The sequence below is a fragment of the Methanobacterium veterum genome (genome assembly GCF_000745485.1).
GTDB classification, from domain to species: Archaea; Methanobacteriota; Methanobacteria; order Methanobacteriales; family Methanobacteriaceae; genus Methanobacterium_D; species Methanobacterium_D veterum.
Map to the genome: position 1 here is coordinate 92956 of NZ_KN050694.1, position 26453 is coordinate 119408.

General features: G+C 34.2%; 22 protein-coding genes. 20 read left to right on the top strand and 2 right to left on the bottom strand.

Annotated elements, in window-relative coordinates; genetic code table 11:
- The first annotated feature begins 180 nt into the window (after positions 1-180).
- From hmdB to EJ01_RS14380, 14 genes are all read left to right on the top strand, one after another.
- Positions 181-1167, top strand: a complete 987-nt coding sequence (gene hmdB / locus EJ01_RS14320; protein ID WP_048082408.1) for a 5,10-methenyltetrahydromethanopterin hydrogenase cofactor biosynthesis protein HmdB — start codon at positions 181-183, stop codon at positions 1165-1167.
- A gap of 14 nt (positions 1168-1181) precedes the next feature.
- Positions 1182-1661: a DUF3236 domain-containing protein gene (locus EJ01_RS14325; RefSeq protein WP_048082409.1), complete on the top strand. Its 480-nt coding sequence runs from the start codon at positions 1182-1184 to the stop codon at positions 1659-1661.
- Positions 1658-2425 carry an SAM-dependent methyltransferase HcgC family protein gene (locus EJ01_RS14330; protein ID WP_048082410.1) on the top strand — a complete coding sequence of 256 codons (768 nt, stop codon included), beginning with the start codon at positions 1658-1660 and terminating at the stop codon, positions 2423-2425. Before EJ01_RS14325 ends, EJ01_RS14330 begins: the two co-directional genes overlap by 4 nt.
- Positions 2412-3122, top strand: coding sequence for a Nif3-like dinuclear metal center hexameric protein (locus EJ01_RS14335; RefSeq protein WP_048082411.1), 711 nt, complete (start codon positions 2412-2414; stop codon positions 3120-3122). Before EJ01_RS14330 ends, EJ01_RS14335 begins: the two co-directional genes overlap by 14 nt.
- Before the next feature lie 442 nt (positions 3123-3564).
- Entirely contained in the window at positions 3565-3693 is a 129-nt protein-coding gene (locus tag EJ01_RS18005) for a hypothetical protein (protein ID WP_269221209.1), read from the top strand.
- A 163-nt stretch (positions 3694-3856) separates the two neighbouring features.
- On the top strand, positions 3857-4519 hold the full coding sequence (locus tag EJ01_RS14340) for a ThiF family adenylyltransferase (protein ID WP_245611226.1): 663 nt from the start codon (positions 3857-3859) through the stop codon (positions 4517-4519).
- 5 nt (positions 4520-4524) lie between these two features.
- On the top strand, positions 4525-5073 hold the full coding sequence (locus EJ01_RS14345) for a UPF0254 family protein (RefSeq protein ID WP_048082412.1): 549 nt from the start codon (positions 4525-4527) through the stop codon (positions 5071-5073).
- Between the two features lie 469 nt (positions 5074-5542).
- Entirely contained in the window at positions 5543-9814 is a 4272-nt protein-coding gene (locus tag EJ01_RS14350; RefSeq protein WP_052376245.1) for a cobaltochelatase subunit CobN, read from the top strand.
- 48 nt (positions 9815-9862) lie between these two features.
- Positions 9863-10309: a hypothetical protein gene (locus EJ01_RS14355; protein WP_048082413.1), complete on the top strand. Its 447-nt coding sequence runs from the start codon at positions 9863-9865 to the stop codon at positions 10307-10309.
- Between the two features lie 501 nt (positions 10310-10810).
- Positions 10811-13669, top strand: coding sequence for an FmdE family protein (locus EJ01_RS14360; protein WP_245611227.1), 2859 nt, complete (start codon positions 10811-10813; stop codon positions 13667-13669).
- Positions 13670-14196: 527 nt separating this feature from the next.
- Entirely contained in the window at positions 14197-17232 is a 3036-nt protein-coding gene (locus EJ01_RS14365; RefSeq protein WP_048082414.1) for an FmdE family protein, read from the top strand.
- Between the two features lie 536 nt (positions 17233-17768).
- On the top strand, positions 17769-18266 hold the full coding sequence (locus EJ01_RS14370) for a hypothetical protein (RefSeq protein WP_048082415.1): 498 nt from the start codon (positions 17769-17771) through the stop codon (positions 18264-18266).
- 45 nt (positions 18267-18311) lie between these two features.
- Positions 18312-18950, top strand: coding sequence for an energy-coupling factor ABC transporter permease (locus EJ01_RS14375; RefSeq protein WP_048082416.1), 639 nt, complete (start codon positions 18312-18314; stop codon positions 18948-18950).
- Positions 18947-19420: a hypothetical protein gene (locus EJ01_RS14380; RefSeq protein WP_048082417.1), complete on the top strand. Its 474-nt coding sequence runs from the start codon at positions 18947-18949 to the stop codon at positions 19418-19420. Before EJ01_RS14375 ends, EJ01_RS14380 begins: the two co-directional genes overlap by 4 nt.
- Positions 19421-19545: 125 nt before the next feature.
- Here EJ01_RS14380 and EJ01_RS14385 read toward each other — a convergent pair whose 3' ends face one another.
- Positions 19546-20133: a GNAT family N-acetyltransferase gene (locus EJ01_RS14385; RefSeq protein WP_245611228.1), complete on the bottom strand. Its 588-nt coding sequence runs from the start codon at positions 20131-20133 to the stop codon at positions 19546-19548.
- A 477-nt stretch (positions 20134-20610) separates the two neighbouring features.
- Here EJ01_RS14385 and EJ01_RS18010 point away from each other — a divergent pair, with 477 nt between their 5' ends.
- Entirely contained in the window at positions 20611-20733 is a 123-nt protein-coding gene (locus tag EJ01_RS18010) for a hypothetical protein (protein ID WP_269221208.1), read from the top strand.
- 399 nt (positions 20734-21132) lie between these two features.
- Positions 21133-21936, top strand: coding sequence for a nicotianamine synthase family protein (locus EJ01_RS14395; protein WP_048082418.1), 804 nt, complete (start codon positions 21133-21135; stop codon positions 21934-21936).
- A 301-nt stretch (positions 21937-22237) separates the two neighbouring features.
- Here EJ01_RS14395 and EJ01_RS14400 read toward each other — a convergent pair whose 3' ends face one another.
- The gene (locus tag EJ01_RS14400) at positions 22238-23074 is read right to left on the bottom strand and encodes an FmdE family protein (protein ID WP_245611229.1); all 837 of its coding nucleotides are present in this window, start codon (positions 23072-23074) and stop codon (positions 22238-22240) included.
- A 917-nt stretch (positions 23075-23991) separates the two neighbouring features.
- On the opposite strand from EJ01_RS14400, the gene EJ01_RS14405 reads away from it, so the two are divergent.
- The 4 genes from EJ01_RS14405 to cfbC all read left to right on the top strand — a co-directional run bounded on the left by EJ01_RS14405 (position 23992) and on the right by cfbC (position 26355).
- Positions 23992-24219: a hypothetical protein gene (locus EJ01_RS14405; RefSeq protein ID WP_048082419.1), complete on the top strand. Its 228-nt coding sequence runs from the start codon at positions 23992-23994 to the stop codon at positions 24217-24219.
- Positions 24220-24537: 318 nt separating this feature from the next.
- Complete coding sequence (locus tag EJ01_RS14410) at positions 24538-24792, top strand: hypothetical protein (RefSeq protein WP_048082420.1); 255 nt, start codon at positions 24538-24540, stop codon at positions 24790-24792.
- A 295-nt stretch (positions 24793-25087) separates the two neighbouring features.
- A complete protein-coding gene (locus tag EJ01_RS14415; protein WP_048082421.1) occupies positions 25088-25567 on the top strand; it encodes a CBS domain-containing protein in 480 nt (159 codons plus the stop codon).
- Positions 25564-26355, top strand: a complete 792-nt coding sequence (gene cfbC / locus EJ01_RS14420) for a Ni-sirohydrochlorin a,c-diamide reductive cyclase ATP-dependent reductase subunit (protein ID WP_048082422.1) — start codon at positions 25564-25566, stop codon at positions 26353-26355. Before EJ01_RS14415 ends, cfbC begins: the two co-directional genes overlap by 4 nt.
- The last annotated feature ends 98 nt before the right edge of the window (positions 26356-26453 follow it).

Below are 26453 nucleotides of genomic sequence, written 5' to 3' on the forward strand. Positions count from 1 at the left end.
TTTTTTACATGCAGGAGAAACTTTCGTTTTTTCTGCCACGAAACAGAGCTAGCGGAACTTTGTTTCGCGCCATGAAATCGAAGATTTCGAAGATTTCGAGGGCCCCAAACACATTTCATGTGTTTGAGGGTTTTATTTTTAGAAATAAAGTATTGCATATTAACAGTTTATGGTGTTAAATTGATACAAAATATCCTAAAAAAAGTTCAAAATGGAAATGAACTTGAAAAGAATGACATAATAAGTTTATTTCAGACAAAAAGTGCTGAAGATCTTTTATATCTGTTACAAACTGCCTGTGATTTGAGAAATAGTAAAATAAAACTCACATCTACAGTTCATCTAACTAATGTTTGCAAGGTTACTCCCAAATGTAAATACTGTGGGTTTGCTGCTGGAACATCACACGATGGATATTACCACCCTTTCTTTAAAGCAGATTCTGAGATATTAAATGCAGCTAAATGTGTAGAAAGGTCCGGTATTCCTAGAATAAGCTGTTCAGGTGCTCACGGGTACAAAGGTTCCCACGCAGTTAATGCTGCCAAGTTAGTTAAGGAAAATACTTCCTTAGAACTTTTGGTTAATGTAGGGGCCGATTTAAATAAAAAGTCGTTGAAAGAACTTGGTAAATATGAAACTGATACAATATGCTGTAATTTGGAAACTGTAAATCAAAACCTCTTTAATGAACTTAAACCCGGCGAAAAATTAGAAGATAGAATAAAAATATGTAATAATATATCTGATTCTGGAATAGAACTCTCTTCAGGACTTTTAATTGGATTAGGTGAATCCTATATGGATCGGGCTGATCACCTGCTTTATCTTAAAAAGTTCAAGACACTTGGAGAAATTCCGATAATGGGATTCAATCCATACAGAGATACTCCTATGGAATATTATCCCCCATGTTCTTTGATTGAACAGATTAAAACAATTGCAATAACCAGATTAATCTTCCCTGATCTTAGAATAACTGTTCCCACTCCAACAATCGGCCCAAAAAATGTTAAATATCCATTAATTGCTGGAGCTAACAATTTAGCTACTGTAATTCCTGAAGATTATCCATCTAATGTTAAAGGCGTTGGATCTTCATCTTATGGAAACCTTAAAGATGTGGTAAGCACTGTTAAAGGGCTTGGATTGAAATTAGAATCATAAAAAGAGAGGTAAAAATGAAACTTGAAAAAATAATTAAAAATGCATGTGAAGAATCAATCAGCGAATCGAGAACAGGCGATACAGAAGATGAAATTAATTTTATCCAGAATTATCTGAAGTCTGCCCGCAAAATTATAGTTCCAAGCAAAAATGCTGTGAAATTAAACATTATAAATAACGTATTAAAAGAATTTGGACTTCAAGAAGCTGAACAACTGTGTATAAATACCAGTGCAGCTGATTTAAACAGATTACCTGCACTTTCAAAGGCTATTATGGCTCTTGATCAGTGTGAGTGTGATCTAATAATTTCTAGAGGTCGTCTTGGTGTTCCGGGTTCAGGTTCAATGCTTGTAATGATCGATAAGAAGGGTAGAATTCTCACTGCGGCGACTTCTCCTTCCCATGTTGTGCATAAAAAAGAGGTGAAGGATGCAGTCCGTGGTGAAATCGTGCATGCGCTGGAAAGAATTGGGTTAAAGAGGATAAAATGAAATACGATACTGGTATTACTTCAGAAGTTTTCACTGTTACTTCAAGGATGAGAATTGAAGATATCATTAAAAGAATAACTGAAATAAAGTGTAATGCTGCGCTTGACTGGATAAACTCTTTAAATGTAAATATGGAGAATTCTGTTGTAGTAGGGGCATATCTTACAGGAATTGAATTATCCAAAAGGCTTAAAAGGATTTCAAATGTTACAGTTATTGATATTTATCCCCACCTGGAAAAATTTGTTGAAAATGATGTTGAATTCAATTCAGATTTAATGAAGATTAAAGATGCAGATCTGGTTGTGGATACTACTGGTTTAGGTGGCCTTAGACCTAAAATAGCTAAACTTATTAATGGTAACGTTTTTCTAGTTGAAGATCCAGTATCAGACGGTAGTGACAGTCTAATACGCCAAAAAAATAATATAATAAATAGATTAAGGTTATCTAACTCAAATTATAGGGGAATTCTAAAAACAGGAGGTTTAAATTCCAAAACATCAGGCACAATGACATTAACTGTAGAAATTTTAAGGAAAAGTCTTGAAGATGTCTTAAAAAGATATGGTGTTTTGTATGGCATAGCAGGTATGGAATTCTATGAGGGGGTACTTTTTAAAGAAAAGGATGTTGATAAGTTTTTGAGGCTTATTAAAAAACCTGCACTTACAGTTTCAACACTTGAACCCCTTTCGTGTGATGAAATAATCGAAAAGTATCTTAAAGAAATATGCAGCGAGGTAGAAAATGTTAGCCTCTGAACTTTTTAATGCTATTAACAAAATAGCACCTCCTTATTTAGCCCTTAAAAATGATAAAATAGGTTATTTAGGTCCTGGGAACCCTGAAGAAATGGAAATAGATAAAGTTCAAGTAAGAATGGATATTCTCCCGTGGGAAGATCCATCTAATTCTAATTCAGATCTTGTGGTTTGTCATCATCCTCCCCTATTTGAGCCAGATTTTCCGGTATATGTTGTTCACTCAAATTGGGATATTGTAAATGGGGGAGCAAATGATGCTCTTGCGGAGTGTTTAAATTTATGGGTTTTGGATGTTTTAGATGAAAAAACAGGCATTGGTAGAATTTGCTCCACAGTTACAACCATTGAAAAATTTATCAAAAATATATCAAGAGCCATACCTACAGATCACATTAAGATAGTAGGTAATCAACAGAAAATAATTAAAAAAATTGCTGTTGTTTCTGGATTTGGCCTTAATAACCTTGAATATATAAATTTAGCATACAAAAAAGGCGCAGATGTCTATATATCTGGAGATTTAACTCATCAAAGTGCTATACTTGCAGAAAAATTGGGGCTACGCGTTATTGATGCTACTCATCATGCTACTGAAATTCCTGGATTGATAAAACTATGTGATTTCATATCTAAATTAGGAGTTAAAGTTGAATTTGTAGATGAGGAAGTGCCATGGAAAACCATTAAAATTTAGAATAATAATTATGCATTTATTTAAATCTGGAGTAATATTGGTGTTTACTGAATATTTAAGATAGTTTTAGGGATATATTCTATTTAAAAAGCTGTAAAAAATATTTATATTTATTACAAAAAATTAATTAAAGCCATTAAATGTAATACTATTATATAAAAAAGTATTTATAGGAGATACTACTTCATTACTTTGAGGATGATTTTTTCCCTTCATTAGAACATCATTGGTAAGTAATAAAATATTAGGTATTTATATTAACCTAATTGAAAAAAAATGGGACATTCAAAACAACTAAATATGTCACATTCGCTCAAATGTATCATTTAAAATTGTTTGAATGTCCCACCAACAATAAGATCGATAGATAATATTCATTAACTTATATTAAATAAATTTTTCCGTAACTTTTATATAAAAAAGTCATTTGGAAGGTGTGAAAATGAGTATTGATAAATTAAAACCTGATGAGAACCCTAGATATGTTACATTGGCTGGTTTTGCAAAATCAGGGATTAAAATAGATATAACTTATCATGTTGACGAAAATGTGACATTTGAATTGTTTTAAGGTTCCTTAGTTGCAGTTATTAATTTGCAAATGGAATATTTGAAAAAAATTCAAACGGTTCAATATTATTTTTTTTAAATTAGTTTGGAATTATAATTAGCAAATCTTTTAAAATACATAACAATTGTTACTTAACTAATTGGTAAATATGGGGAATAGGAAAATGATGAGTGAAGTTCTAGAAAACAAAATACGGAGTATTGGTGAATTAGAAAATAAGAAAGTATCTAAGGGACATGTAACACTGGTTGGTGTAGGTAGATTGGGGTTAAGGATAGGTATAAATTTAATACAGGTACATAGGGGAGGTCCAAAAGAGATCAGTGCTTTTGACGGCCAGAAAATTTCAGGGTCAGATATAATATTTAATATCCTTGGAGGGAATTTTGGTGATTATAAAGTGGATTTTCTAAAAAGTATTTGCACACATCCTGAGAGTTTAAGGAAAGTAACTGCATTTAAAGAGGACATAACCAAAAATAATCTAGATCTTATAAAGGGAGATGTTGTTTCTATACAATCTGCAGGCGGGAATACTATCCCTACTACAGCAGCTGTTATTAAAAGAGCCCATGAAATTGGAGCAAAAACAATAAGTACTGCAGGTGTTTTTGGTATTGGGGAGGAAGAAATAAGTGTTATGGATATATCTGAAGTAAATGATAGTAATCCGGTGGTTAAAGAACTTAGAGCGCATGGAATTGAAGAAAATCACAAAATAGTAACTACTGGAAGGTTCATTGAGGACAATATGCCAATTACACCTTACGTTTTAGATGCGTATTCTATTATAATGACTAAAGAAATTTTAAAACTATTGATGTGATTATTATGATTAAAGTAGCAACTGCAGAGTGTTTTACACACGGGCATATTGCAAGGGAAATACATGCAATTTCTCAGGGCTATGAAGGTAAATTTGGCCCTAACTACCCTTTATTAAAGAATATTACTCAAGATTTGACTGTAGTGTGTGGAATTTTTGCCCCTACATTATCAGCACTTCAAAAAGTTTTAGAAGTGGATCCTCCTGAACCTTTAAAATTAATTCGCGGAATAAAAGTTTACAATGAAGAAAATGACAAAAAAGTGGCAGTTATAATGGCTGAATCTGTGAAAAATCTTTCAGGGGCAGATATTGGGATTGGAACAACTGCAGGTATTGGAAGGGGAGGTGTTGCTATATCAACTGGTGAATATACTGTAGTGGCCAGTTCTGGATTTTATGCCGATCTTACAACTCCTGATTCATTACAATTATTCAAAAGGCAGGAATGCGGCATTAAAAAGGCATTATCTATTTTTGTGGATGTTTTGGATGGTGATGTGGATAGAATAGAAAGATATGGAGATATTGAGATTATAAATAATGAAAAATGAATTTACTCTCTAATTCATATTTATGAAAGTATTGAACCATTATATTATTACTTTTTACTGTATTTTAGCATTGTTTTATTATTTTGTAATACTCTAAGTGATAATTCTTTTATTATTCTTCTAATGATTAAAACTTATATTTGTTTATAGAAATGCATTTTGATCATTTTTAACTGTTTAAATATTATTTAATGAATATATTGTGAGTTAAATGTTATTTATAGGTATTATGTATGTTTAATAATTAAATAGATAGTTATTAATGTCAATTGTTAAGTTCTGTTACTTTTTAAATAAAATTAATTTTATTACAAACAGGGGCTAATCTAATTAGAAATTATTAATTTTCGCCTTTTTTTATTACGGGGGCTGAGATTTCCAGCTTAAAAGTAATAATAAAAAATTAATAACAAGTATTAAATATAATTGGGTTATAACAGTTTTATATCAGCGAAAGGAGGTGAAAAATATGAAAAATAGAATATTTAAGCGATATATGGTATTAATGATGTTAGCGGCTCTTTTTGTATTGGGTATTTGTGGAACGGTAGCAGCAGATGATACTAAAACTGGAGGTGATTTAAACAATAGTGTTGTAGAACGATCTACTGCACAAACTAATGATAATGAAAGTTTAAAGGATATTGATCCGAGGATATATGGGGTTGTTAAAGTTAATAAGTCCCCGGCTAGTGGTGCCAAGATCGCTATAATTAACCCGAACAATTCGGTTATTGCTTCAGGGACTACAAACTCCACTGGAAATTATGATATCAGTTTTGTATCTAATCTCACGCAATTCAAAGTGAATATAAAATATTCTACCTATAAGAATTACACAGCTACAGTCAAACCTGCTGGTTCTCCAATACCAACAGCAGAACTAAATCACACATTTGTACCATCAAAGATGTTGAAATCAGTGAAAATGGTTATATTTGTCGCTGGTAGTAGGGTAGGAGTCGTTGATCGAATAATGAACGATGTTTACCTGAATAATCTGGTTCCAGAAGGATATGATTTTGAATTAAAGATATTCTCTGAAGATACATTGTCTACAGATTCTGCAACATTCAAAAGGTTTTCTGAGGCATTAAAAACAGCGAATATTTTCCTGATGGTTAACCCAGGTACTAATACGTTCACAGCTACCCTTTCACCGGTTGTACAGAAAATGCCATCAGGCTCTAAGGTGTATTTGCTGGGGGGATCTAATCCTTTAACAGATAGTATTAATGTAAAAACACTTGGTATAGCTTCTTCCATATTAAATGCAAATTTAAGCCCTGAAAACATTAGAAGGGGTATGTTACAAGCATTAAAAGAGTATAAAGCTATTGATAGTTCGACAAATACCACAGTAATTACACTACCTACCGAATTTGTTTACCATCCAGATACTACAAAAATTTTCAATACCCGGCAGGAGTATGTGGACTGGTATATTTCAGCAGGTAAATACAAAGCAAATGGCCCATGGGTAGGATTGTTATTCCACAGTTGGTACTATGGTGCCAATGATCTGGAGGCATACAATGATTTAATCCATGAATTGGAAAAACGCGGAGCTAATGTAATAGTCCCTATATTTTCAAACTTTGCAACTACAGCCAATAAATTCTTCATAGTAAACAGTACTCCAGCTATAGATGTTCTGATTACTCATTTACACAGCGGAATGACTGATAATGCAAGTTTAGATATAATTAATAAGTTAAATATACCTATACTTAGCCCAGTACACGTGTTCCTTCAGGATACTCTTGACGGTTATCTTGCAAGCAGCACAGGGCTCACTGGTAACGAATTAACCACATGGATTATAACTCCTGAAATCAATGGCCGTTCTCAACCCGTTCTTATAGGTGGGTCCATGAGTGTAGGCACTGATCCTACTACTGGTGCGGATATTAAGGTGTTTACTCCTTATCAGCCGGGCATTGATCAGCTGGCGGATAGGGTTGTTGCATGGGGTAATTTGAAGCATAAACTTAATCAGGATAAAAAACTTGCTTTGATCTATTTCGACAACACTCACGATGAGGGAATGCCTGTCGGGGGCAGTCTTAATATTGAAGCTAGTTTAGCAAATATCCTGAAAGCTCTGGCTGATGAAGGGTACAATGTCGGATCTCTGAACACGGCTAATTTAACTGCAAGCAGTATTCTGGCTTTAATTAATGACCATGGCCGTAATATTGTAAATTATACTCAACAGGATCTGGCGAATCTTATCAAGAAAGGTGCGCCTACTATGTCTGTACAGAGATATCTTCAGTTATACAATGCTTTACCATTGAAACTGCGTCAGGAAGTTGAAGCTGTTTGGGGCCCTGCTCCTGGAAACCTGATGATCTATAACGGTCGGATCGTATTCCCCGGAATAATGATAGGCAATATCTTCATGGGACCACAGCCGATCTGGAAGTGGAATGGTAATTCATCCAGTCTGGATAATGACACCCTACCGCCGACTCACCAGTACATTGCTTTCTACCTGTGGCTGCAGGAAGATTTTAACGCTGATGCAGTGGTTCATACTGGGGAGCACGGTACACTGGAGCTTCTTCCAGGACATAGTAGTGGTATGACTGAGGATGATTGGCCAAACACGCTTATTGGTGAAATGCCTAATATCTACATTTTCTCTGGTACCAATGATAATGCTAAGAGGCGTGCATATGCAGTACTTATTTCTCATTTGACCCCGCCTGTTGTTGAAACAGCATTATATGGTAATCTATTGGAAATGCATGATCTGTTAAATTCATTTGATGATGCCTACAATAGAAACGATACTGAAAGAATGGCTCTTTTAAAGACTCAGATTCTAAATAAAATCAACAATGAAACAGGTTTAAAAGAAAGGTTAGGTATAGACTCTAAAACAGGATTTGGAACAGTTTTGAACAGGCTGCATGATTATCTTCATGAACTGCAATCACTATTGACTCCATACGGTCTGCATACTTTTGGCGAATTGCCAGATAATGAAACTCTGGAGAAATTTATTGCAGCTATCATTGCATATGATCCGGGAAACAGAACAGGTCAACATGATTACATCCTTAATCTCCTGAATCAGAGCGTAACTAATGAGATGGCCTCTTTAATTAATGCTTTAAACGGAGGCTTTGTCAAACCAGGGGTGGTCGGTGATCCCGTAAGAGATTTAACATCGCTGCCTACTGGAAAAAATACGTATTCATTTGACCCTAGAAAAGTTCCTGATGCCGCTGCATTGGCTATTGGTACTGCAACAGTGGAAGCTGTGTTAAAACAGTATCTGGCCGATAATAAAGGCAAGTATCCTGAAACTATGGGTACTTCCATACGTGGAGGAGAAGTGATAACTACCAATGGTGAAAGTATTGCCACCATTTTCTATTTACTGGGCGTAAAGCCAGTATATGTAAGTGGAACAGTTGTGGGAACTGAAGTGATTCCTCTAAGTGAAATGGGAGGAAGGCCCAGAATTGATGTACTTATTGGTGCTTCTGTTAGTTTTATTAATGTATGCCCTAATATAATAGCACTTATTGACAACGCCGTCAAACAAGTAGCTCTTTTAGATGAGCCCACTGACAAAAATTATGTGCGCAAACATTATCTGGCCATGATTGGTCAATTAAAAAAAGAGTTGTTATCAAAGGGATTGAGTCAAACTGAAGCACAGAATCAGGCAGAACGTCTGGCTAGAGCAAGGATATTTGGCCTACCGCCAGGTGCTGATCCTCATGCAATGGGAACTGCAAGAATTTTGCGTTCTTCTGAAACATGGACTGATGAAGAGCTTGCAGAAGCCTACTTAGAATATGAATCATACCTATATGGTGATGGCTTGTATGGGGTACCTGGTCGTTCAGTAATGGAAAAATTGCTATTGACGGTCGAAACTAGTATGGTAATTACTCCTCGTGTAACCAACGGTGCAACTGCACCAACTTACAGGGGTATAACTATGATAGAATTCATGGTCAAACGCCTTACTGGTAGAAATATAACAAGCTATGTTGTTAACACAGGCAATGCAAGAATCGATGGAAGCACTATCACTGGTATTAATGTAAAAACATTAAAAGAAGCATTATATGACAGTATAACCATGACTCTGCTTAATCCTGTTTGGAGAGAGGGTATGTTGAAGGAAGGACCTGCAGGACAGAGGCGCATGGCTTTGGCCGTACGTAGTATGTACACATTAAATATTAATGGCGCAGTAGATCCTGATATGTGGCAACAAATAGCTGATATGTACCTATTTGGTAAAAACAGGCTTACGGATCCTGATGCAAGAGCAATGATTGCAAATGTGGTTAATCAGGTAAATAAACGTGGCATGATGCAGCTTTCTTCGGATCAAGTTAAGGCATTGAATAAGATCTTGGGATTACCTGAACATAATAACAATCAGAATAATAGTCAGAATAGTACTAATGTGGTAAAAGCTCCTCAGGGAGTGGAAGGAACTTCTGATATTAATGCTGGTTCTTCAGGCGGTTCTGTAGGTGATTCTGGGCCGGCTGTTCAGGCAGTTGCAGCGGCTGCTGATGCAGGCCAAAGTGCAGGTGATCAAGGGCAGACAGCTTATGAAATCTCTAAAGCAGAATCTCAGGGTTCTACAGATGATGAAATGCCATTAGCAGCAGGAATAATAGGAGTTATTTTAATAATTGGCCTTTTGACAGTAGGTTACTTTAAGGGTGGCTTATTGAACTTTTTAGGCTTCTCTAAAAGATGATTCCTATTTCTTTTATTTTTTTATAAGGGAGGTGAGATTATAAAACATATGAAGATAAGGGGAATACTTATATTTGCAATGGTAATTATGTTAACTTTTTGCGGCACAGTAGCGGCGCACCCTGGTCACAGTACTGAATACCCGGAAGAAATTAATATTACAACCCCAGATCCAACCCCCGGTTCAACACCAGATCAAAGTGGGAATGGGGGGACAATTAAAAGCAGCACAACAAGCAAAAGTAATACAGCAGGCAAAAGCAGTGAAAGTAAAGAGGATGATTCAGTACAAACAGAAAATAGTATTAATAAAGATGATAATGATACAAAGATTCAGCCTGTTGAGGAAATCAATGACACTGAAGATAATAATGAAAGCGTTACAAATTCTGGAGATTTAAAAAGCTTTTATTGGGAAATTGCTTTAGCAGTCGTAGTCATAGTGGCCCTGTTTGTAGCGGGTTTTTTAATTAGGGGTAAATTACATGGCAGATAAAAGATATATGTTTGCCCCATTATTTTGATTTAAGATGTATAATTATAGCAAGTAATTTGCCGCATTTTAATATATTTTAGGGTATTTTCATTAGTAATAATGCTATACATTAACTTTTGACTAGATTTTTAAATGGTAGCTGATGTTATTTTGACTAAAAGCGGCTATTAATTATTTTAATAATAAATAATCTAAAATTCAGTAATTTTTATCTTATTTAAAAATTTTTATCCTTATTTTAAAACTAATTAAAGGTTTTTTGGTATTTTAGAACTGTTGTAGTTATTTAATAGTACTTAAAATTAACTATTGTTAATTTGAAAGAGTATGAATGGTTTTAATAATACTTTAAATTTATTGCAGTGAAAAGTATTAATTTTTCCTGATTTTTATTACTAAAGCTGAGACTTTGAGCTTGAAAGTAATAATAACAAATTAATAACAAGTATTAAATATAACTGTGCTATAAATTGAGTTTGTCAACAAAAAGGAGGTGAAAATATGAAAAATAGGACAATTAAGCGAAATATGGTATTATTGGTGTTAACAGTTCTATTTACGCTGTTTATTTGTGGTGCAGCGTCGGCTGCAGATTCATCAACTATTGGAGGTAATGGTACTGGTTCCGATTTGAACTTATCTATACAGAATAGTACTGATTCTGTATCGCAGTTATCTCCACAAAATAATAGTCATGTAGTAGATCCCATAATCGGCGTGAAAGTGGGTTATGAGTATTCTTCTGATTCTATTAATCCAGAAATAACTGTCAAAGATAGCAAGGGTGTGAAAATTAATGTCACCAAGACATATGATATGGCTTTTAAAGGTTATAGGCTGAGCTTTGATTATGCTGGAGCTGTAAATGGTACTAAGTTCAACGTCAGCGTTTCTGCACCGGGTTATACTACTCAAAGTCAGATGATCGGCGTGTTTTTTAATTCTGCCAATGCTACAGACACTAACCTGTACGGCAGCGCAACTTTCAACATGAAAGCTACTGCTGCTTATAAATTAGGTCGAGAGGTAACTAAAAAGGCAGATCAGCTTTTAAACTTTTCAAAAGCAGATAAAGTGCTGGTTATAACTACTGCTGGTTTAGCTTATTTAAATGGGACCACAACTGAGGACTGTTTAGAGGGTATTTTAAACGGTTCTGGCGGTAAGATCAGTTACGGTCAGGGAAACCTGCTAACATTCCAATCAACTCGAACAGATCCACTGGATTTCTGTTTTGTGGTTATGAATGGGAATGCACTGACTGCAGCGTTTTTCAAGAATGGTTCATTAACACCAGCTTATAAAGGTACTTTCTCTGCTATCAACCAGACTTTATGGGAGAAAACAATTGTTCCAAAATTTGGTGATGCTGCATTTGGATATGTCAGCCTGGCTAATGCCTGGAAAGAAGGATTATCAACAGATATACTGAGACAAGCTGCATACCACGGCCATGTTTGCCTTGGAACCATCAGTGGACAGGCTATGATAAGTCTCCTGCTCAAATATTACCCTCCGGGGGTATATGGAAATACTGGAGAACTGGAAGCAACAAGTTACAGGGCAGTTAGTGTGCCTGGCAATTCAGATGATGATGCGTTCATCTATTCCTTAGATTTAACCTCAGGAAAACGTTCTTGGGTGGGATATGAAACCAGTGGCTCAGGTGCTGCTGACAACATGGTTGGATTCATCCGATGGAATGCAAAAAGCAACAAAGGAACTCTCATAATAATGGCTTTCGATGAAGACAAGGTAGTGCAGAAATACAAAAATGCAACCGGTCTTAAAGCTTACTCAGGTATAGCATCCGAGTTAAAATTCAATGCATGGTTAATAAACAAATTAGAAAAAGACCCAGACTCCCTTGTGGATATACTGTACGTCTTCAATATAACTGCAGAAGTTCACAACAACCTGACTGGAGGAGTAGACTCCAAAAATGTTGTATGCGATGCACGTGGATTAGACATGGACTATATATTAGGACTTGGACTGACTAACCTGGTGAACCAGAAAACTGCTACAAATTACGCTACTGGAAAACTAACAGAGGCTCAGATTAAACAGATCGGAATAGATGCTGCTAACAAAGCCATTGCATTATTTGCAGCAGACGGCATTACTCTGGAGAAAGATGACCCTAACCTCACAGTCTTCACGTCTGCAGGTTATGTACGTGTCAATGAACAGGTAATGGACATGGCCTTTGATGGAATCTATGATGTCTTAGGATCCAGACTTTCCAGAGCAACATTACTGTCTCAGCACAATGCAAGGTTTAATCCGTTATTCTTCCAGTTCACCCTGGTACAAAATGGAACTTATATCAGTAAAACTCTTACCTACGATCCAGAAACAGGTAATTTCACTGTAAAGAACGAATCTACTTGTATAATAGACCAGGTACTCCCGTACGACCCACCATACGATGTCTTAATGGCATGGTTATGGCACAATCACGTCTGTGGAGGTAGTTCAACAGGATATTTAATCACTGACTACGTTTATGATAATTTCCCTATAGGAGAAGATGAACAGTACTCTTACGTATCTACCAATGACATCTGTAGAGATGATATTTTATCATATCTCTTAGGAGTTTCTGCAGGATCTGGAACCTATTATAACCAGCGAATGGAGTCAGCAGGTAGTGAAGTTGGAATTATCAGTATATACGACAGCAAAACTAAAACCCGAAGAGTAGCTATACTAAATTTGACCAGTCCCAAATTTTCAGGTGGTAACTCCTATGAAAACTATATAAATCTTTATAAAGTACTCCAAAAACACGACGACTGGAACTCACCAGAGTGTCTTGCGGAGTTAGCGACTATACCAAACCTGATTTCTGGACCGTCAATAACCAGGACTGTTGATACTTGGGTAACTGAAGAAGAGTGGCAAGCAATCATATCTGGAGGTAGTGGATCTCTCAATGCTCTGGAGTATATTAAGAGCTTACCTGTGCGTACACAAGCAGATCTCATAAGTTTACTGAATCAGAATGGTACTCATAATCAGAATGGTACTCAAAATAATAATGGAACTGCTGTAGTAGAAGCTCCTGATGGAGTTCAAGGCAATTCTCAGGGTACTTCAAGCAGTGGTACTGGTTCTGCTACTGGATCTGTAGGTGATTCTGGGCCTACTGTTAGTGCAGCTACTCAGACTGAAGTTACTACTGATGAAGGAACTCCTAGTGCTGGAAGTAATGCTTATGAAGTTTCCAAAGCTTCTCCTAATTCTGAAGAGTCTGATTTGAACTATGCATTAATAGCTTTAGGAGCTGTTCTCTGTGGAGGACTTCTTGTGGTAGGGTTCTTTAAAGGTAGTATTCTGGGATTCTTGAGAAAATAAAACATTTTTCCTTTTTTTTATTTTTTAATGAAAAATATCTTCTTATTCATTTTGATTTAATATGTACAGTTATAAAAGCTAATTTAACAATTTTAAACATATTTTAGGGTATTTAATTAGTAATAATATCATATATTAACTTTTGATTATACTTTTAAAGGATAAAAGAAGTTATTGTAACTAAAAACGGCCATTAATTATTTTAATAGTGAATAATTTAAAATTTAATCATTTTTATTTTATTTAAAAATTTTTGCTGTTATTTTAAAAGAATCTAGGGGATTATTAGTGTTTTAAAATTGATATATTTATTTAATATTATCTAAAAATAACTAATGCTATTTTCAAAAGATTTTAAACTTTTTAATAAGATTTTAAACTGGGGGTAGTTAAAATTATTAATTTCATCTGTTTTTTATTACTAAAGCTGAGATTTTAAGTTTGAAAGTAATAATAAAAAATTAATAACAAGTATTAAATATAACTGTACAATAAACTGTTTTTGTCAACAAAAAGGAGGTGAAAATATGAAAAATAGGGCAATTAAGCGACATATGGTATTACTAGTGTTAACAGTTCTATTTGCACTGTTTATTTGTGGTGCAGCGTCAGCTGCAGACTCATCAACTACAAATGGTAGTGGAAGTAATTTAACCAATTCAACTTCTGCAGGTAGTCATCATGTAGTAGATCCCATAATTGGTGTGAAAGTGGGTTATGAGTATTCTTCTGATTCTATTAATCCAGAAATAACTGTCAAAGATAGTAAAGGTGCGAAAATTAATGCCACCAAGACTTATGATATGGCTTTTAAAGGTTATAAATTAAGTTTTGATTATGCTGGAGCTGTAAATGGTACTAAGTTCAACGTCAGCGTTTCTGCACCGGGTTATACTACCCAAAGTCAGATGATTGCTGTGTTTTTTAATTCTGCCAATGCTACAGACACTAACCTGTACGGCAGTGCAACTTTTAACATGAAAGCTACTGCTGCTTATAAATTAGGTCGAGAGGCAACTAAAAAGGCAGATAAATTGTTGAATTTTTCTAAAGCAGATAAAGTATTGGCTATAACTACAGCAGGTGTGCCAAAATATAAGGGCGTTACCAGCGAAGACTGTATTGAAGGTATCTTGAATGGATCAGGTGGCAAAATAACCTATGGTAAAGGTAATTTGTTGATGCTTCGACAGACCGCAACAGATCCTGTTGATTTTGCTTTCATAGTGAAAAAAGGAACAAGTTTACAGGCAGTTGTTTTCTTGAATGGTTCACTGACACCCGCATATTTAGGCACCATCTCAGAAAACATGACTAAAAAACAGTGGAATACTTACTTTAAGAATGTATCCGGAGAAGATGCATTTGCATTTGCAAGTTTAGCCAACGCATGGTCAGATGGTGTTTCTAATGACGTGCTTCGAGAAGCAACTTTCCATGGGCATGTTTGTGAGGGAACTTTAGGTGGATACTCTATAGTTCAGGCCTTGCTCAAATATTACCCTCCTATAAAGGCAACTTCTGGAGGAGTTGGATCTCCTGGAGATATAACTTCTTATAAAATTATAGGAGTTCCTGGAGGGTCTGATGACGATGCAGTAATCTATTTCCTGGATGCTACCCCTGGTAAAAGTGGATACGTAGGATTTGACACCACAGCTACTGGAGCTACTACTAACATGATAGGGTTCATTCGCTGGACAGATACTACCTACAAAGTAGTAACCAACGCTGATGGAACTAAATCATACGTAGTTGATGTGCCTGGAACAGGTTCACTTATTATAATGACTTATGATAATGAAGCCAATAAAAAAGCTTTCCAAGCTCAGTATAAGATAACTAGCTGGGGTAGTCTTGAGGAATTGAAATATAACACATGGTTGATTCAAAAGATTAAAAACGATCCTGGAAGCCTTGTAAAATTTAACATGGAACTTACTGGATTGACTGAAGAACAGTACTACTACATAGTAGGAACTGCAACCAATGTTACATTCCCTACAGCTGTCAATGCAACTAACAAGGGTCAAACTCGATTTGCAGCTCAAAATGCACATGGATTAGACTTAAAATATATTAAAAGTTTAAATTTAGCCAAAGCTACTAGAGCTACTACTAGTACCAGTAACGGATCATTAACATATGATCAAATTAAGAATATTGGTACTAATGCTTCTAATATAGCTAAAAGTATATTCAAAAAAGAGTTAGGCATTGATCTGGAAAAAGATGATAGAGATCTAGTTGTTTTAACCTCTGCAGGTTACGTTTACCTTAACGGTCAAAGTACCGAAGCAGCCTGGGACGGAATATACGATGTTCTAGGTTCAAGGTTAAGCAGATCAACCCTGTTACCTATTCATATGGCAGTATGGAAACCACTGTGGTTTACATTCGTTTTAAGAGGAGCAGATGGCAAAACCATGAGTACGGTGTACCTGAGGTACGATCCATCCACAGGTAAGTTCTTTATTGGGAACAATAGCGAGGGTAAACAGGTAAATGATATAGGGCCTGTTGCATTGAACAACGCAACCACGGTAAGTGATCTAAGTACAAATTTCATTCCAGACGGAAACTGGTTCAATATACAGAGCATAGCCAATGCTTGGAGAAATGATCCTGCATTTGACCAGCTGCTGACATTCCTGTTCCACGACCATGCATGTCCTGGAGTACAACCTGGATTCTTCATAACAGAATATATACAAAAGAACTATCCTTTAAGTGGTAATCAAAGCTACTTCTGGATGGCATCAAGTATATACTGTAAAGATGATAGTTTGGTCTACCTTTTAGGAGTTTCTCCAGGAATGGGAACTTATATGGATCAGAGGCTTTCTGGGGAAGAAACTACATCAGAGTATCTCCCTGGTGGAACTGAAGAAGGAATGATTGTTGTTTGGGATCCAGATACCAAAACTGGAAAAGTAGCTATTGTAAGTTTCAAATGGCCTACCTATAACCTGGACGGTTTAACTACCAGTGAAGCCCAAAGAGAAGCAATGATTTCTGCTTTCATCAGTATGTATAAAGGAGAATCTAGTCCTTATATTAAAGAGCCGTTAAGTCTCGTTACTTCTCATGAGACATATATCACAGCACAAGAATTTGCACGGCTTCAAGCCGGCGGAACTAGTAATGAAAGTGCTCTTGCATATGTAAAAGGCCTTCCAGTACGTAGTTTGTCTGATATATTAAATCAGGGTAATTCCAATAATGGAAGCCAGAATGGACAAAATGGACAAAATGGCAACCATAATGGAAATTCCACAAGTAATTCTCAGCAAACTTCTAGCAACAGTAACGGACAGGTAACTGGATCTGTAGGTGATTCGGGACCTACTGTTAGTGCAGCTACTCAGACTGAAGTTACCAATCAAGCAGGAGAAACTCCTGGTGCCCAACAGGGTAATACCTATGAAGTTTCCAAAGCTGCTCCTCAGTCTGAAGAATCTGAGATGAACTACTTGTTAATAGCTATAGGTGCTATTCTCTGCGGAGGACTTCTTGTTGTAGGGTTCTTTAAAGGTAGTATTCTAGGATTCCTGAGGAAATAAAATATTTTTCCCATTTTTTTTTATTTTTTTAGTTTATAATGAAAAATAGCATTTCTTCATTTTTATTTAAGATTTATAGTTATAACAACTAATTTACTACTTTTTAACATATTTTAAGGTATTGCATTAGTAATAATGCAGGATATTAACTTTTTATTAGATTTTTAAAGGTTATCCTATGTTATTATAACTAAAAAAGGATATCGATTATTTTAATAATAAATAATCTAAATTTTATTCATTTTTGTTTTATTTAAAATTTTTTTGTCATTTTAAAATAAATTAGAGAATGATTAGTACTATAAAAGTTGTTATAGTCATTTAATACTATGAGAAAGTAACAATAGTTAATTTTAAAAAATTTAAAATTTGTTAATAAGATTTTAAACTTATGGTAGTTAAAAGTATTAACTTCACCTGATTTTTATTACTAAAGCATATATTTTAAGCTTTAAAGTAATAATAAAAAATTAATAACAAGTATTAAATATAACTGTGCTATAAATTGAGTTTGTCAACAAAAAGAAGGTGAAAATATGAAAAATAGGGCAATTAAGCGACATATGGTATTACTGGTGTTGGCAGTTCTATTTGTTCTGTTTATTTGTGGCAGTGCCGCGGCACATCCAGGACACGGTACAGTATATCCTGAAGAAGTTACTTCTGATCAAACATCAGATCAGAGCACGGATAGCGGAACAACAGGTACCAGTGGTACAGGTGCAAACACTAAAAAGAGTACGGGAAGTACAAGCAGTTCAGGAAGCACATCAAGCGCGAGCAGTACAAATAATGGAAAGTCTGTACAATCTGGAACTGTTTCAGGTAGTGCTGACAATTCTGGAGATCAGTCTGCTGATACATCTGAATCTGGTAAAGTTGCTAATACAACTTCTGATTCAAACACGTCTGATACAAATGCAACTTCCAAAAATTTAAACAACTCGCCGTGGAACACTGCTGCTATTGCAGTATTTCTTTTAATAGGATTGGGAGCTGTTGGACTCTTTTTAAAGGGCAGTTTATTCAAATAATCTTTGTTTTATAATAACATTTAAATTTAAAAAGGAGGTTTTATTCTGCATTTACCTGATGGAATTATACCGTTATGGCAGGCTGCGATTTACTGGATTTTAACCATTATTATAATGGCAGTATATATATTCAAACTTTCCAGAACTGAAGAAAAGGAGAAAAAAATTGTGGCAACGGCCATATTTGCAGCCGCTACATTTGTAGCATCTTCATTATCGATACCCTCACCATTTGGAGTACCTATGCATTTTTTCCTGATACCTCTGGTGGTTATTTTGCTTGGTCCTCTAAGCGGTGTTGCAGTGGAATTTTTATGCCTTATTGTACAGTTTTTCTTCTTAGGAATGGGAGGCATAACTTCTTTGGGTGCTAATACTATGACTATGGGAATAGTACTGAGCTTTTCAACATATCTCTTCTATAAACTAACTTTAGATCTTGATAAGAGGTTAAGTGTTTTTGCAGGCACATTAATGGGAATAGCCATGGCTACAATAGCCCAGGCCTTGATGCTGGTTTCAGCAGGAGTTGCAACATTAGACATGTTAATGGCTACTTTGATTCCATTCTATTTGTTTGTAGCGGTTATTGAAGGGATTGCGAACGTATTAATTGTATCAGCACTATCAGGCGTTAAGCCTGAACTTTTAACACTGAATAAGGGTGAGGAGATATTAAAATGAAAATAAAAGTTATATGCCTATTGATTTTGATAATGGGGACCATAGCATCTGTCAGTGCTCATGGGGTGGATGTTACACCTCAATCAACCATTGTAATTGCTGATAATTCAAGCGGGGTACTGGCCAAGAAAGTGGTGGATGAAATGGGCGTGAATGCCAGTGTATACAAATTTACATCTGATGATGAAGTTGCCCATCAACTTGAACATGCATTATCTAATCCAAATAAAAGAATTCTGGCAGTGGCCTATCAGGGCACGGTCAGTGAATTTATAGCTAATAACTCCAATGTGTCAAATAGAGTATTTGTGTGCTCCGCCGACGAGATGGATATTAAAAATGGTTTAACTCTGTTAACTTCAAATAACAGCAGTGGAGGATTTGCAACGCCGTTTGCAGCAGGTATCTTAATTGGTGTTATTGGAGGCCTTGCAGGGGGCGCTTTCTTGATGAAAAGGAAGATTTCATGAAAATTTAATTTATTTTTTTTATTTTTTTAACAATTGATAATCTTTTTAGTGGTTTATATTTCTGATTTTTAGCAATGATAGAGATTTTACTTCATATCCTTAAATTTTCAGTAATTTAAATTTAATTATATAATTTTTTCCATGTGCACAGTTCCTAATTCATTTTTCATGTCTCTGGTAATTATGTATCCCTTTGAAAGCCAGAAATCCAGCGAACCATCCACTATCTTTTGCGTATGGAGGTACAGGTTTTTATAACCTTTATCTTTGCAGAACTTTTCTGCAGTGCTTACTAATTTGGAGCCAACACCGTTTCTTCTCCATCTTTTATCTATAAAAACTCTCCAAATGCTTGCAGTACTTTTTGAATTATAAACCCCATTAAATATATCATAATTTTTGTCATAAGCCCTTATTCCAAGAGTTCCTATTAAATTTCCGGTATTGTTATGGGTTGCAAGTAAAAATACGCTTTTATCAGGTTTAATATAATAGTCTTCCATGTTTATGATGTCATGGTGGTATTCTGGAACGTAACCATAGCCAAATTCTTCATTTATTATTTTAAAAATGAAATTTTTAACGCTGTAATGTTTTACATCTTCTTCTGTCATTTGTTTTATATTGAAATAAGTAATATGAACCTCTCCTTTGCTGTATATGGCATTGTTTAATACTTTTTGAATGAAAAAGTCCAATTTAGTAATACACATCACTATATCTATATTAACTGACAATATAATATACAACAAAGATATTTAAACCTATTGTCAATTGGAGAATATCTAATGGAAACGCCGGTGATTGAAACAAAAAATCTAAACTATGATTACCCTGATGGAACATGCACTTAGGGATGTCTGCATTAAAATTTAAAGGGGGAAAAGTTGCTTTTATGGGGGTAGACTGCTTTCTCTTACTTTGATAATGTTAAATAGATTTTAGGGGGGTGCATGGCATAAGTATAGGGATTATTCCAGAAATTACTGCACTTTCAAAGAAAATAATAAATAAAATGGGTTTAAACCATAATATAGATGGGTAGTGGGAGACGAAACACACCTCAACCATTTGGAGTATAATGTTATGATGGTGGCTGCGCTGGCCGAACCAAAAGAAAGGATATTTAAAAACACATAAGGAAACAAATAGATCAATTTATTCCTGCCATCTACCGAACTTATATGAGTATGAGGGCAATTTTATATACTCCAGTTACAGAAGATGTACTTAAATGGTTTAAAATGGAAAATATGGTTTTACCTACAGATAAAGTGAACAATACATCATTAATCATTAAAAAAGAAGTTTAAAACGTCAAATCCATAATACAACTTTCTTACAGACCTTAGATCTTATTTTATGAAACTCTAATTTTTTATTATTGAATTTTAATCTGCAAAAATTTCTATTAAATAAATTATGTTGCGTTAAACCACAATTCTCCCATAAAGTAATACTGGGACGATTATTGTAATACTTTTACCCTGTTTTAAGCCGTTTTAGTAATATTCTTTATATTATAGTTTGAATATATACTAAAATGTGTATTAAAACATGTATGACTTTGAGTTTCTATGAAATAAAAAAAAGACAATAACATGAAATTTTAAAAACAAGATTCGGAATTATATGGATTTTTAGAGGTATATCTTTAAAAAAACAGTGATATTAAAGGAGTTCTATGAAAAAATAATCATGAAGGTGTTTAAATGAGCTGTTACAAATATTGGGGAAACATTGTAAATATATGCAAATCACTTGAAAAGTACGATGGCTGTAAAATAGGGGAATATCCTTTAGAGGAAGTTATACCTATCTTAGATGCTGTTGAAATTATTGCACATGATGAAAGCATTGACTTTGACTCAGCAAAACACATACTGGAAAATGAAAGAATGAACCAAGCCCTCAAGACTATCAGGAAGTTCTATGTTGATGTAGGAACCAACCTGGAAATAGATAAGGCAAAAGAGATACTGGAAGCTGAAGATCCATGGGCTAAGCTTTCATCATTCCATTTCTATCACCGGTATGAAAAGCTTGTAAACAATGAAGAAAACCTTGCAAAGTTCTCGAAAGGGGATAAACTTGTTTTTATAGGCGGTGGGCCTCTTCCTTTAACAATTATAATGTTCAATAAATTTTTCGGCGTTAAAGGCACCAGTATTGAAGTAGTTCCGGAAATAGCGGATCTTTCAAGGAAAGTTCTTGAAAAGCTTGGACTCAGCTCCCAGATAAATGTTGTTGATGGGGATGAAACTGTACTCTCCCACATGGACTATGATGGTGTTATGGTTGCGGCGTTTGCAGAACCTAAAATGAGAGTTTTTGAACATGTTCACGAATCAGTTGAACCTGAAACCAAGATTCTTTACAGAACTTACAGCGGTATGAGGGCAATTCTTTACACGCCCATAAAACATGATGATTTAGATGGTTTCATGGAGCTTGGAAGGGTTTTTCCAACGGGCAAAGTAAATAATACATCGGTACTTATTAGGAAGATAACATAAACTTATTAAAATCATTTGACATTTTATTTCGTCCTGCAAAATTCATGGCTAATTAACAAATAACAACGTTTTTCAAAAAGGGTTTATCTTTGTTTTGAAGGTTTCTTATTGTAGTTACAGAAAATATATGATAGGACTGAAAATGAAGTTAATCACCTGAGAATGTCTTCTATGTCTTAGCATAGTTTTATCTAATTCCAAAATTCGTGCCTGAGTTAATTTAAGAATTTAGATTATTTGGATATTATAATTTAACCGCCAACTTTTAATTGGATTAATTCTAAACTTATTTTAGCATTTGTTATGTTTTTAAATATTCATCAAAACATGGAATACACATAACATTGCCCCTTTTTATCCGTGCCCTGTGTACTGCAACGAGTTCTCCACATATATCACATTTAACAGACTGAAACATCTGGATCTTATCAGGGATTCTAATTTCTGCGGATTTAATATTGAACAATTCATCGTTGGGCATGTCCAGAATTTTTTGAGTTATTTCATTTTTCTGATTTTTAAATTCCATTTTATCTTCGTTGCTGGCTGATCCAGAAAATATTTTGTCTCGGAGCATGTCAAATTCAGGATACATTTCGTCTATATTTTTGTTTAAAGATAAACGCAGTGTATTCCTATTATCTTTATTTATGAAGGTGTATACATGTTTTCCGTAGTCTTTAAATATTAAATTACCTTTTCCAAAGGTACAGCCGGTTATAACCTGCACTGCGTCTATGCTGCAGCTGTCATTTTCTACGATTGTCAGAAGCTTTTCATCAGTTATGTTGAGTTTTTTAATGGCTATTTTCCCTGCCCTGTATCCTATAGCTATTCCAGGACAAATATGTCCATGAAAATTGACAACATCTAAAAATTTTCTATTTTTAGTGTTCAGAAAATACTGCTTATTTTCTTCAACATCTAAAAATTTTCTATTTTTAGTGTTCAGAAAATACTGCTTATTTTCTTCAACATCTAAAAATTTTCTATTTTTAGGGCCTTCGAAAACTGTCAAACACATCGTGTTTGACGCACCGAAAACCGTAGGTTTTTCGAGTGCTTTGTTTTTGGGGATATAAAATGTTTTACTTAGATTATCTTCCGAAATATGGCCTATTTTCTTTGATTTTTCCATTTTATTACCTGCCTCAGTTTCGTGTGATTATTATTTCCAAATAGTTTTAAGAACATGTGGGCTGCAATAAGTAATAATTAAACTATTTTTAATTATTCATAGGTTTTAAAGACTTTCTACTTATTATCACATTTATTTTTCGATGTTTTTCTATTTTTTTGGATTAATAATAGTCCCAGAGAATGTACGCTGCATGTATGGATCCCTTTAAGCCATTTATTCTTTTTTTATTTTTTTCCAATGCTTTAGTCCCATTTAAACTTTATGGGGAATAATTATTGTTCAAATCATTTTATCCCTATTTCATGATCTAGGAATAAAATGAATACAATGACAAACTTCATTATATTTTATTTTTACCTTATGTGGTATGATACAATATTATGTAAAAATAAGTGGTAAAATCCATAATTATGCTCCGGTGATATGTAATTATGGATAATATTGGGAATAGTATAGTCGCCTCTATCCTAAACTTTCTCAACATTACATTACCACTTAATAATCATTAAATTTTAACATATATAAATATTAGCTTTTTATTAAATAGTATTACTATTTCAATTAAATTTAAATGAAAATTATTACGATATCTCTATGGATTTCTGGGCTAATTGTAAAAATATTTTATTTTATATTTGTAATCTTTATAAATTAATATAAAATAAAGTTTTTCATGGTTTAGAGTAATAAATTTACTTATTTATTACTAAAAAGCAAGTATGGAGGTTAATAGTAATAATAAAAATTAAATAGAAAGTGTTAAATATATTGAAAACCAATTTTCTGTCTGTGATGGCAAAACTACAATAAAGTATTATTTAAACATGAATTCGTTGGCATAATTATTAACAAATCCCTCTTTGCCATCACTTTCTCTTCTTAAATGTAACTTAACCTTCAATTGTGGTGTTAAAATGGAATCTAGTAATAAAATTGAGTCGATTAACATTAAAAAACAACTTAAAAAACTTGAAAGAGAATCTGGAGATAAAAATACATGTATTGCATGGGTGAAATTTCCTTACAGCAAAAGCAATCTTAAACTAATAAAAGAATCATTAAAGGAGCTAAACTGGAATAGAAAAGATTACAGACTAACCTATGATGAAAACATTATTTTTATAGATAAAGAACTGCTTTAAAAAGATTTTTCTAGTTGGGTATTACAATTTGGACTAAATTAACCTTGAAAGTAATAATACTAAACAAATGGAAAGTATTATATATAAAAAGCGCTAATTTATTCTTTGTAGTGGTAAAGGTATTGATTGAGTAATTATAATTAGTTAAATATAACCTCTTTAATTATTACTTTGCTATTTTGCCATGAATCCTCCATCAAAAATGCTCTCTTGGGCATTAAAAGATTGAATATATCAAAAACTTCTAACCAAAGAGGTATAAGGCATTTAAAGCTTATTTTTAAAATTTAATGTCTTATACTCTTTTGAGGGATTATAATGAATTACAAGGATGATGTTGAATTATTAAAAATGAAAAGAATAACAACATTGGATTTAGTAATTAAAAGATTAATAGAATTGGATTCTGAAAAAAAAGCCACTTGTGTTGCGTGGGTAACTTTTCCATACAGTGAAGAGAATTTTAAAACGGTAGAAACTGCTTTAAGAAAGCTTAATTGGACCGCTGAAGAATACATCTTAAACCATGATGAAGATTTTATTTTTGTTGAAAAAGATATAGATAATCATTAAACTATTTTTTTAGTAGCTGCCTGGTATTTAGCTTTAATAGTGATGATTTTGTAATTTTATTAATTTATGGATAATGATAATATTGTGAATCTAAATAGTCTCTTAATTCCTTACGCCCAGGACTCCGGATTAGAGGAAGTTCAGCAGGTAATTTAATCCTTTTGTGTAAATTTTTTTATATAATTATGGATGTCTCTTGATTCTAAGAAATCTATAAGAATGTGGTCTTCCTTAATATTCATATAGATTGTATAAATTTTATAATAGATGAGTACATCACGGAGGAATTATCACTATGATAACTGTAGAAGATGCTATGGCTAAAGATGTAGTTAAATTTAAAGATGTTGATACAATAGCTTATGTTACAGAAGTTTTAAGGGGAAAAAATATAAGTGGGGCCCCAATAGTTGATGAAGATGATAAAATAATTGGTATTGTAAGCGAAGGGGATATAATGAAACTTATTGAAGTTCATTCTCCTAACCTTAACCTGCTGTTACCTGCCCCATTTGATTTAATTGAACTTCCTGTAAGAATGGAAGTTGGATATGAAGAGATAGCAAACGATGTAAGAAAGGCAGCATCTGTCTTAGTCGGCGAAATAATGACCAAAAAAGTCAGAACCACAAAAAAAGACGCTTCAATTTCTGATGCAGCAGCATTAATGGATAAACATAACGTCAACAGGCTCCCTGTGGTTGATGAAAATAACAAATTGGTAGGTATTATAACAAGGGGAGATATCATAGGTGCTTTGGTGAGGAAGGAATGAGTAAGCGAATTGCTATTTATGGTAAAGGTGGAATTGGAAAATCCACTATTGTTTCCAATATAGCTGCAGCCTATTCTAAAGATTATAACGTGCTTGTAATTGGATGTGACCCTAAAGCTGATACAACAAGGACTCTTATAGGTAAAAGATTGCCTACTATCCTTGATATTGTAAAAAAAAAGAAGAACGCATCCATTGAAGAGGTTTTATTTGAAGGATATGGAAATGTTAAATGTGTGGAAAGTGGAGGTCCTGAACCTGGAGTTGGATGCGCTGGAAGAGGTGTTATAGTTGCAATGGGGCTTCTAGACAAACTGGGGACATTTTCTGATGATATAGATATTATTATCTATGACGTGCTTGGAGACGTGGTCTGCGGCGGATTTGCAGTACCTCTTAGGGAAGATTTTGCTGACGAAGTTTATATAGTGACTTCTGGAGAGTATATGGCATTATATGCCGCTAATAATATCTGCAGGGGTATTAAAAAGCTTAAAAGTAACCTTGGGGGCATCATCTGCAACTGTCGAGGAATTGAAAATGAGGTTCAGATTGTAAGTGAATTCGCGGGTAAAGTTGGAAGCAAGGTTATAGGTATTATTCCTCGCAGTGAAATGGTTCAAAAGAGCGAAATCGATGCAAAGACCGTTATTGAGAAATTTGGAGAATCTGAACAGGCAGATCTTTATAGGGAGCTTGCAAAATCTATATACTCCAATGAAGATTTTGTTATTCCAGAACCTATGGGTGTAGATGAGTTTGATGAATTCTTCAGAGGATTTCAATAATTCGATCAAAATCCTCAAAAACATTGTTTTTTTTTGCGGTTCGGAAATTACAAATCTTCAAATATTTGTAGATTCGTAAACTTGCGAAAAAGTGGTAA

What these genes read in the sequence shown, in the direction of transcription:
- EJ01_RS14325 (WP_048082409.1), top strand. Translation starts at nt 1,182, where the DNA reads ATGAAACTTGAAAAAATAATTAAAAATGCATGTGAAGAATCAATCAGC.
- EJ01_RS14330 (WP_048082410.1), top strand. Translation starts at nt 1,658, where the DNA reads ATGAAATACGATACTGGTATTACTTCAGAAGTTTTCACTGTTACTTCA.
- EJ01_RS14335 (WP_048082411.1), top strand. Translation starts at nt 2,412, where the DNA reads ATGTTAGCCTCTGAACTTTTTAATGCTATTAACAAAATAGCACCTCCT.
- EJ01_RS18005 (WP_269221209.1), top strand. Translation starts at nt 3,565, where the DNA reads ATGAGTATTGATAAATTAAAACCTGATGAGAACCCTAGATATGTTACA.
- EJ01_RS14340 (WP_245611226.1), top strand. Translation starts at nt 3,857, where the DNA reads ATGATGAGTGAAGTTCTAGAAAACAAAATACGGAGTATTGGTGAATTA.
- EJ01_RS14345 (WP_048082412.1), top strand. Translation starts at nt 4,525, where the DNA reads ATGATTAAAGTAGCAACTGCAGAGTGTTTTACACACGGGCATATTGCA.
- EJ01_RS14350 (WP_052376245.1), top strand. Translation starts at nt 5,543, where the DNA reads ATGAAAAATAGAATATTTAAGCGATATATGGTATTAATGATGTTAGCG.
- EJ01_RS14355 (WP_048082413.1), top strand. Translation starts at nt 9,863, where the DNA reads ATGAAGATAAGGGGAATACTTATATTTGCAATGGTAATTATGTTAACT.
- EJ01_RS14360 (WP_245611227.1), top strand. Translation starts at nt 10,811, where the DNA reads ATGAAAAATAGGACAATTAAGCGAAATATGGTATTATTGGTGTTAACA.
- EJ01_RS14365 (WP_048082414.1), top strand. Translation starts at nt 14,197, where the DNA reads ATGAAAAATAGGGCAATTAAGCGACATATGGTATTACTAGTGTTAACA.
- EJ01_RS14370 (WP_048082415.1), top strand. Translation starts at nt 17,769, where the DNA reads ATGAAAAATAGGGCAATTAAGCGACATATGGTATTACTGGTGTTGGCA.
- EJ01_RS14380 (WP_048082417.1), top strand. Translation starts at nt 18,947, where the DNA reads ATGAAAATAAAAGTTATATGCCTATTGATTTTGATAATGGGGACCATA.
- EJ01_RS14385 (WP_245611228.1), bottom strand. Translation starts at nt 20,133, where the DNA reads ATGTGTATTACTAAATTGGACTTTTTCATTCAAAAAGTATTAAACAAT.
- EJ01_RS18010 (WP_269221208.1), top strand. Translation starts at nt 20,611, where the DNA reads ATGAGGGCAATTTTATATACTCCAGTTACAGAAGATGTACTTAAATGG.
- EJ01_RS14395 (WP_048082418.1), top strand. Translation starts at nt 21,133, where the DNA reads ATGAGCTGTTACAAATATTGGGGAAACATTGTAAATATATGCAAATCA.
- EJ01_RS14400 (WP_245611229.1), bottom strand. Translation starts at nt 23,074, where the DNA reads ATGGAAAAATCAAAGAAAATAGGCCATATTTCGGAAGATAATCTAAGT.
- EJ01_RS14405 (WP_048082419.1), top strand. Translation starts at nt 23,992, where the DNA reads ATGGAATCTAGTAATAAAATTGAGTCGATTAACATTAAAAAACAACTT.
- EJ01_RS14410 (WP_048082420.1), top strand. Translation starts at nt 24,538, where the DNA reads ATGAATTACAAGGATGATGTTGAATTATTAAAAATGAAAAGAATAACA.
- EJ01_RS14415 (WP_048082421.1), top strand. Translation starts at nt 25,088, where the DNA reads ATGATAACTGTAGAAGATGCTATGGCTAAAGATGTAGTTAAATTTAAA.
- cfbC (WP_048082422.1), top strand. Translation starts at nt 25,564, where the DNA reads ATGAGTAAGCGAATTGCTATTTATGGTAAAGGTGGAATTGGAAAATCC.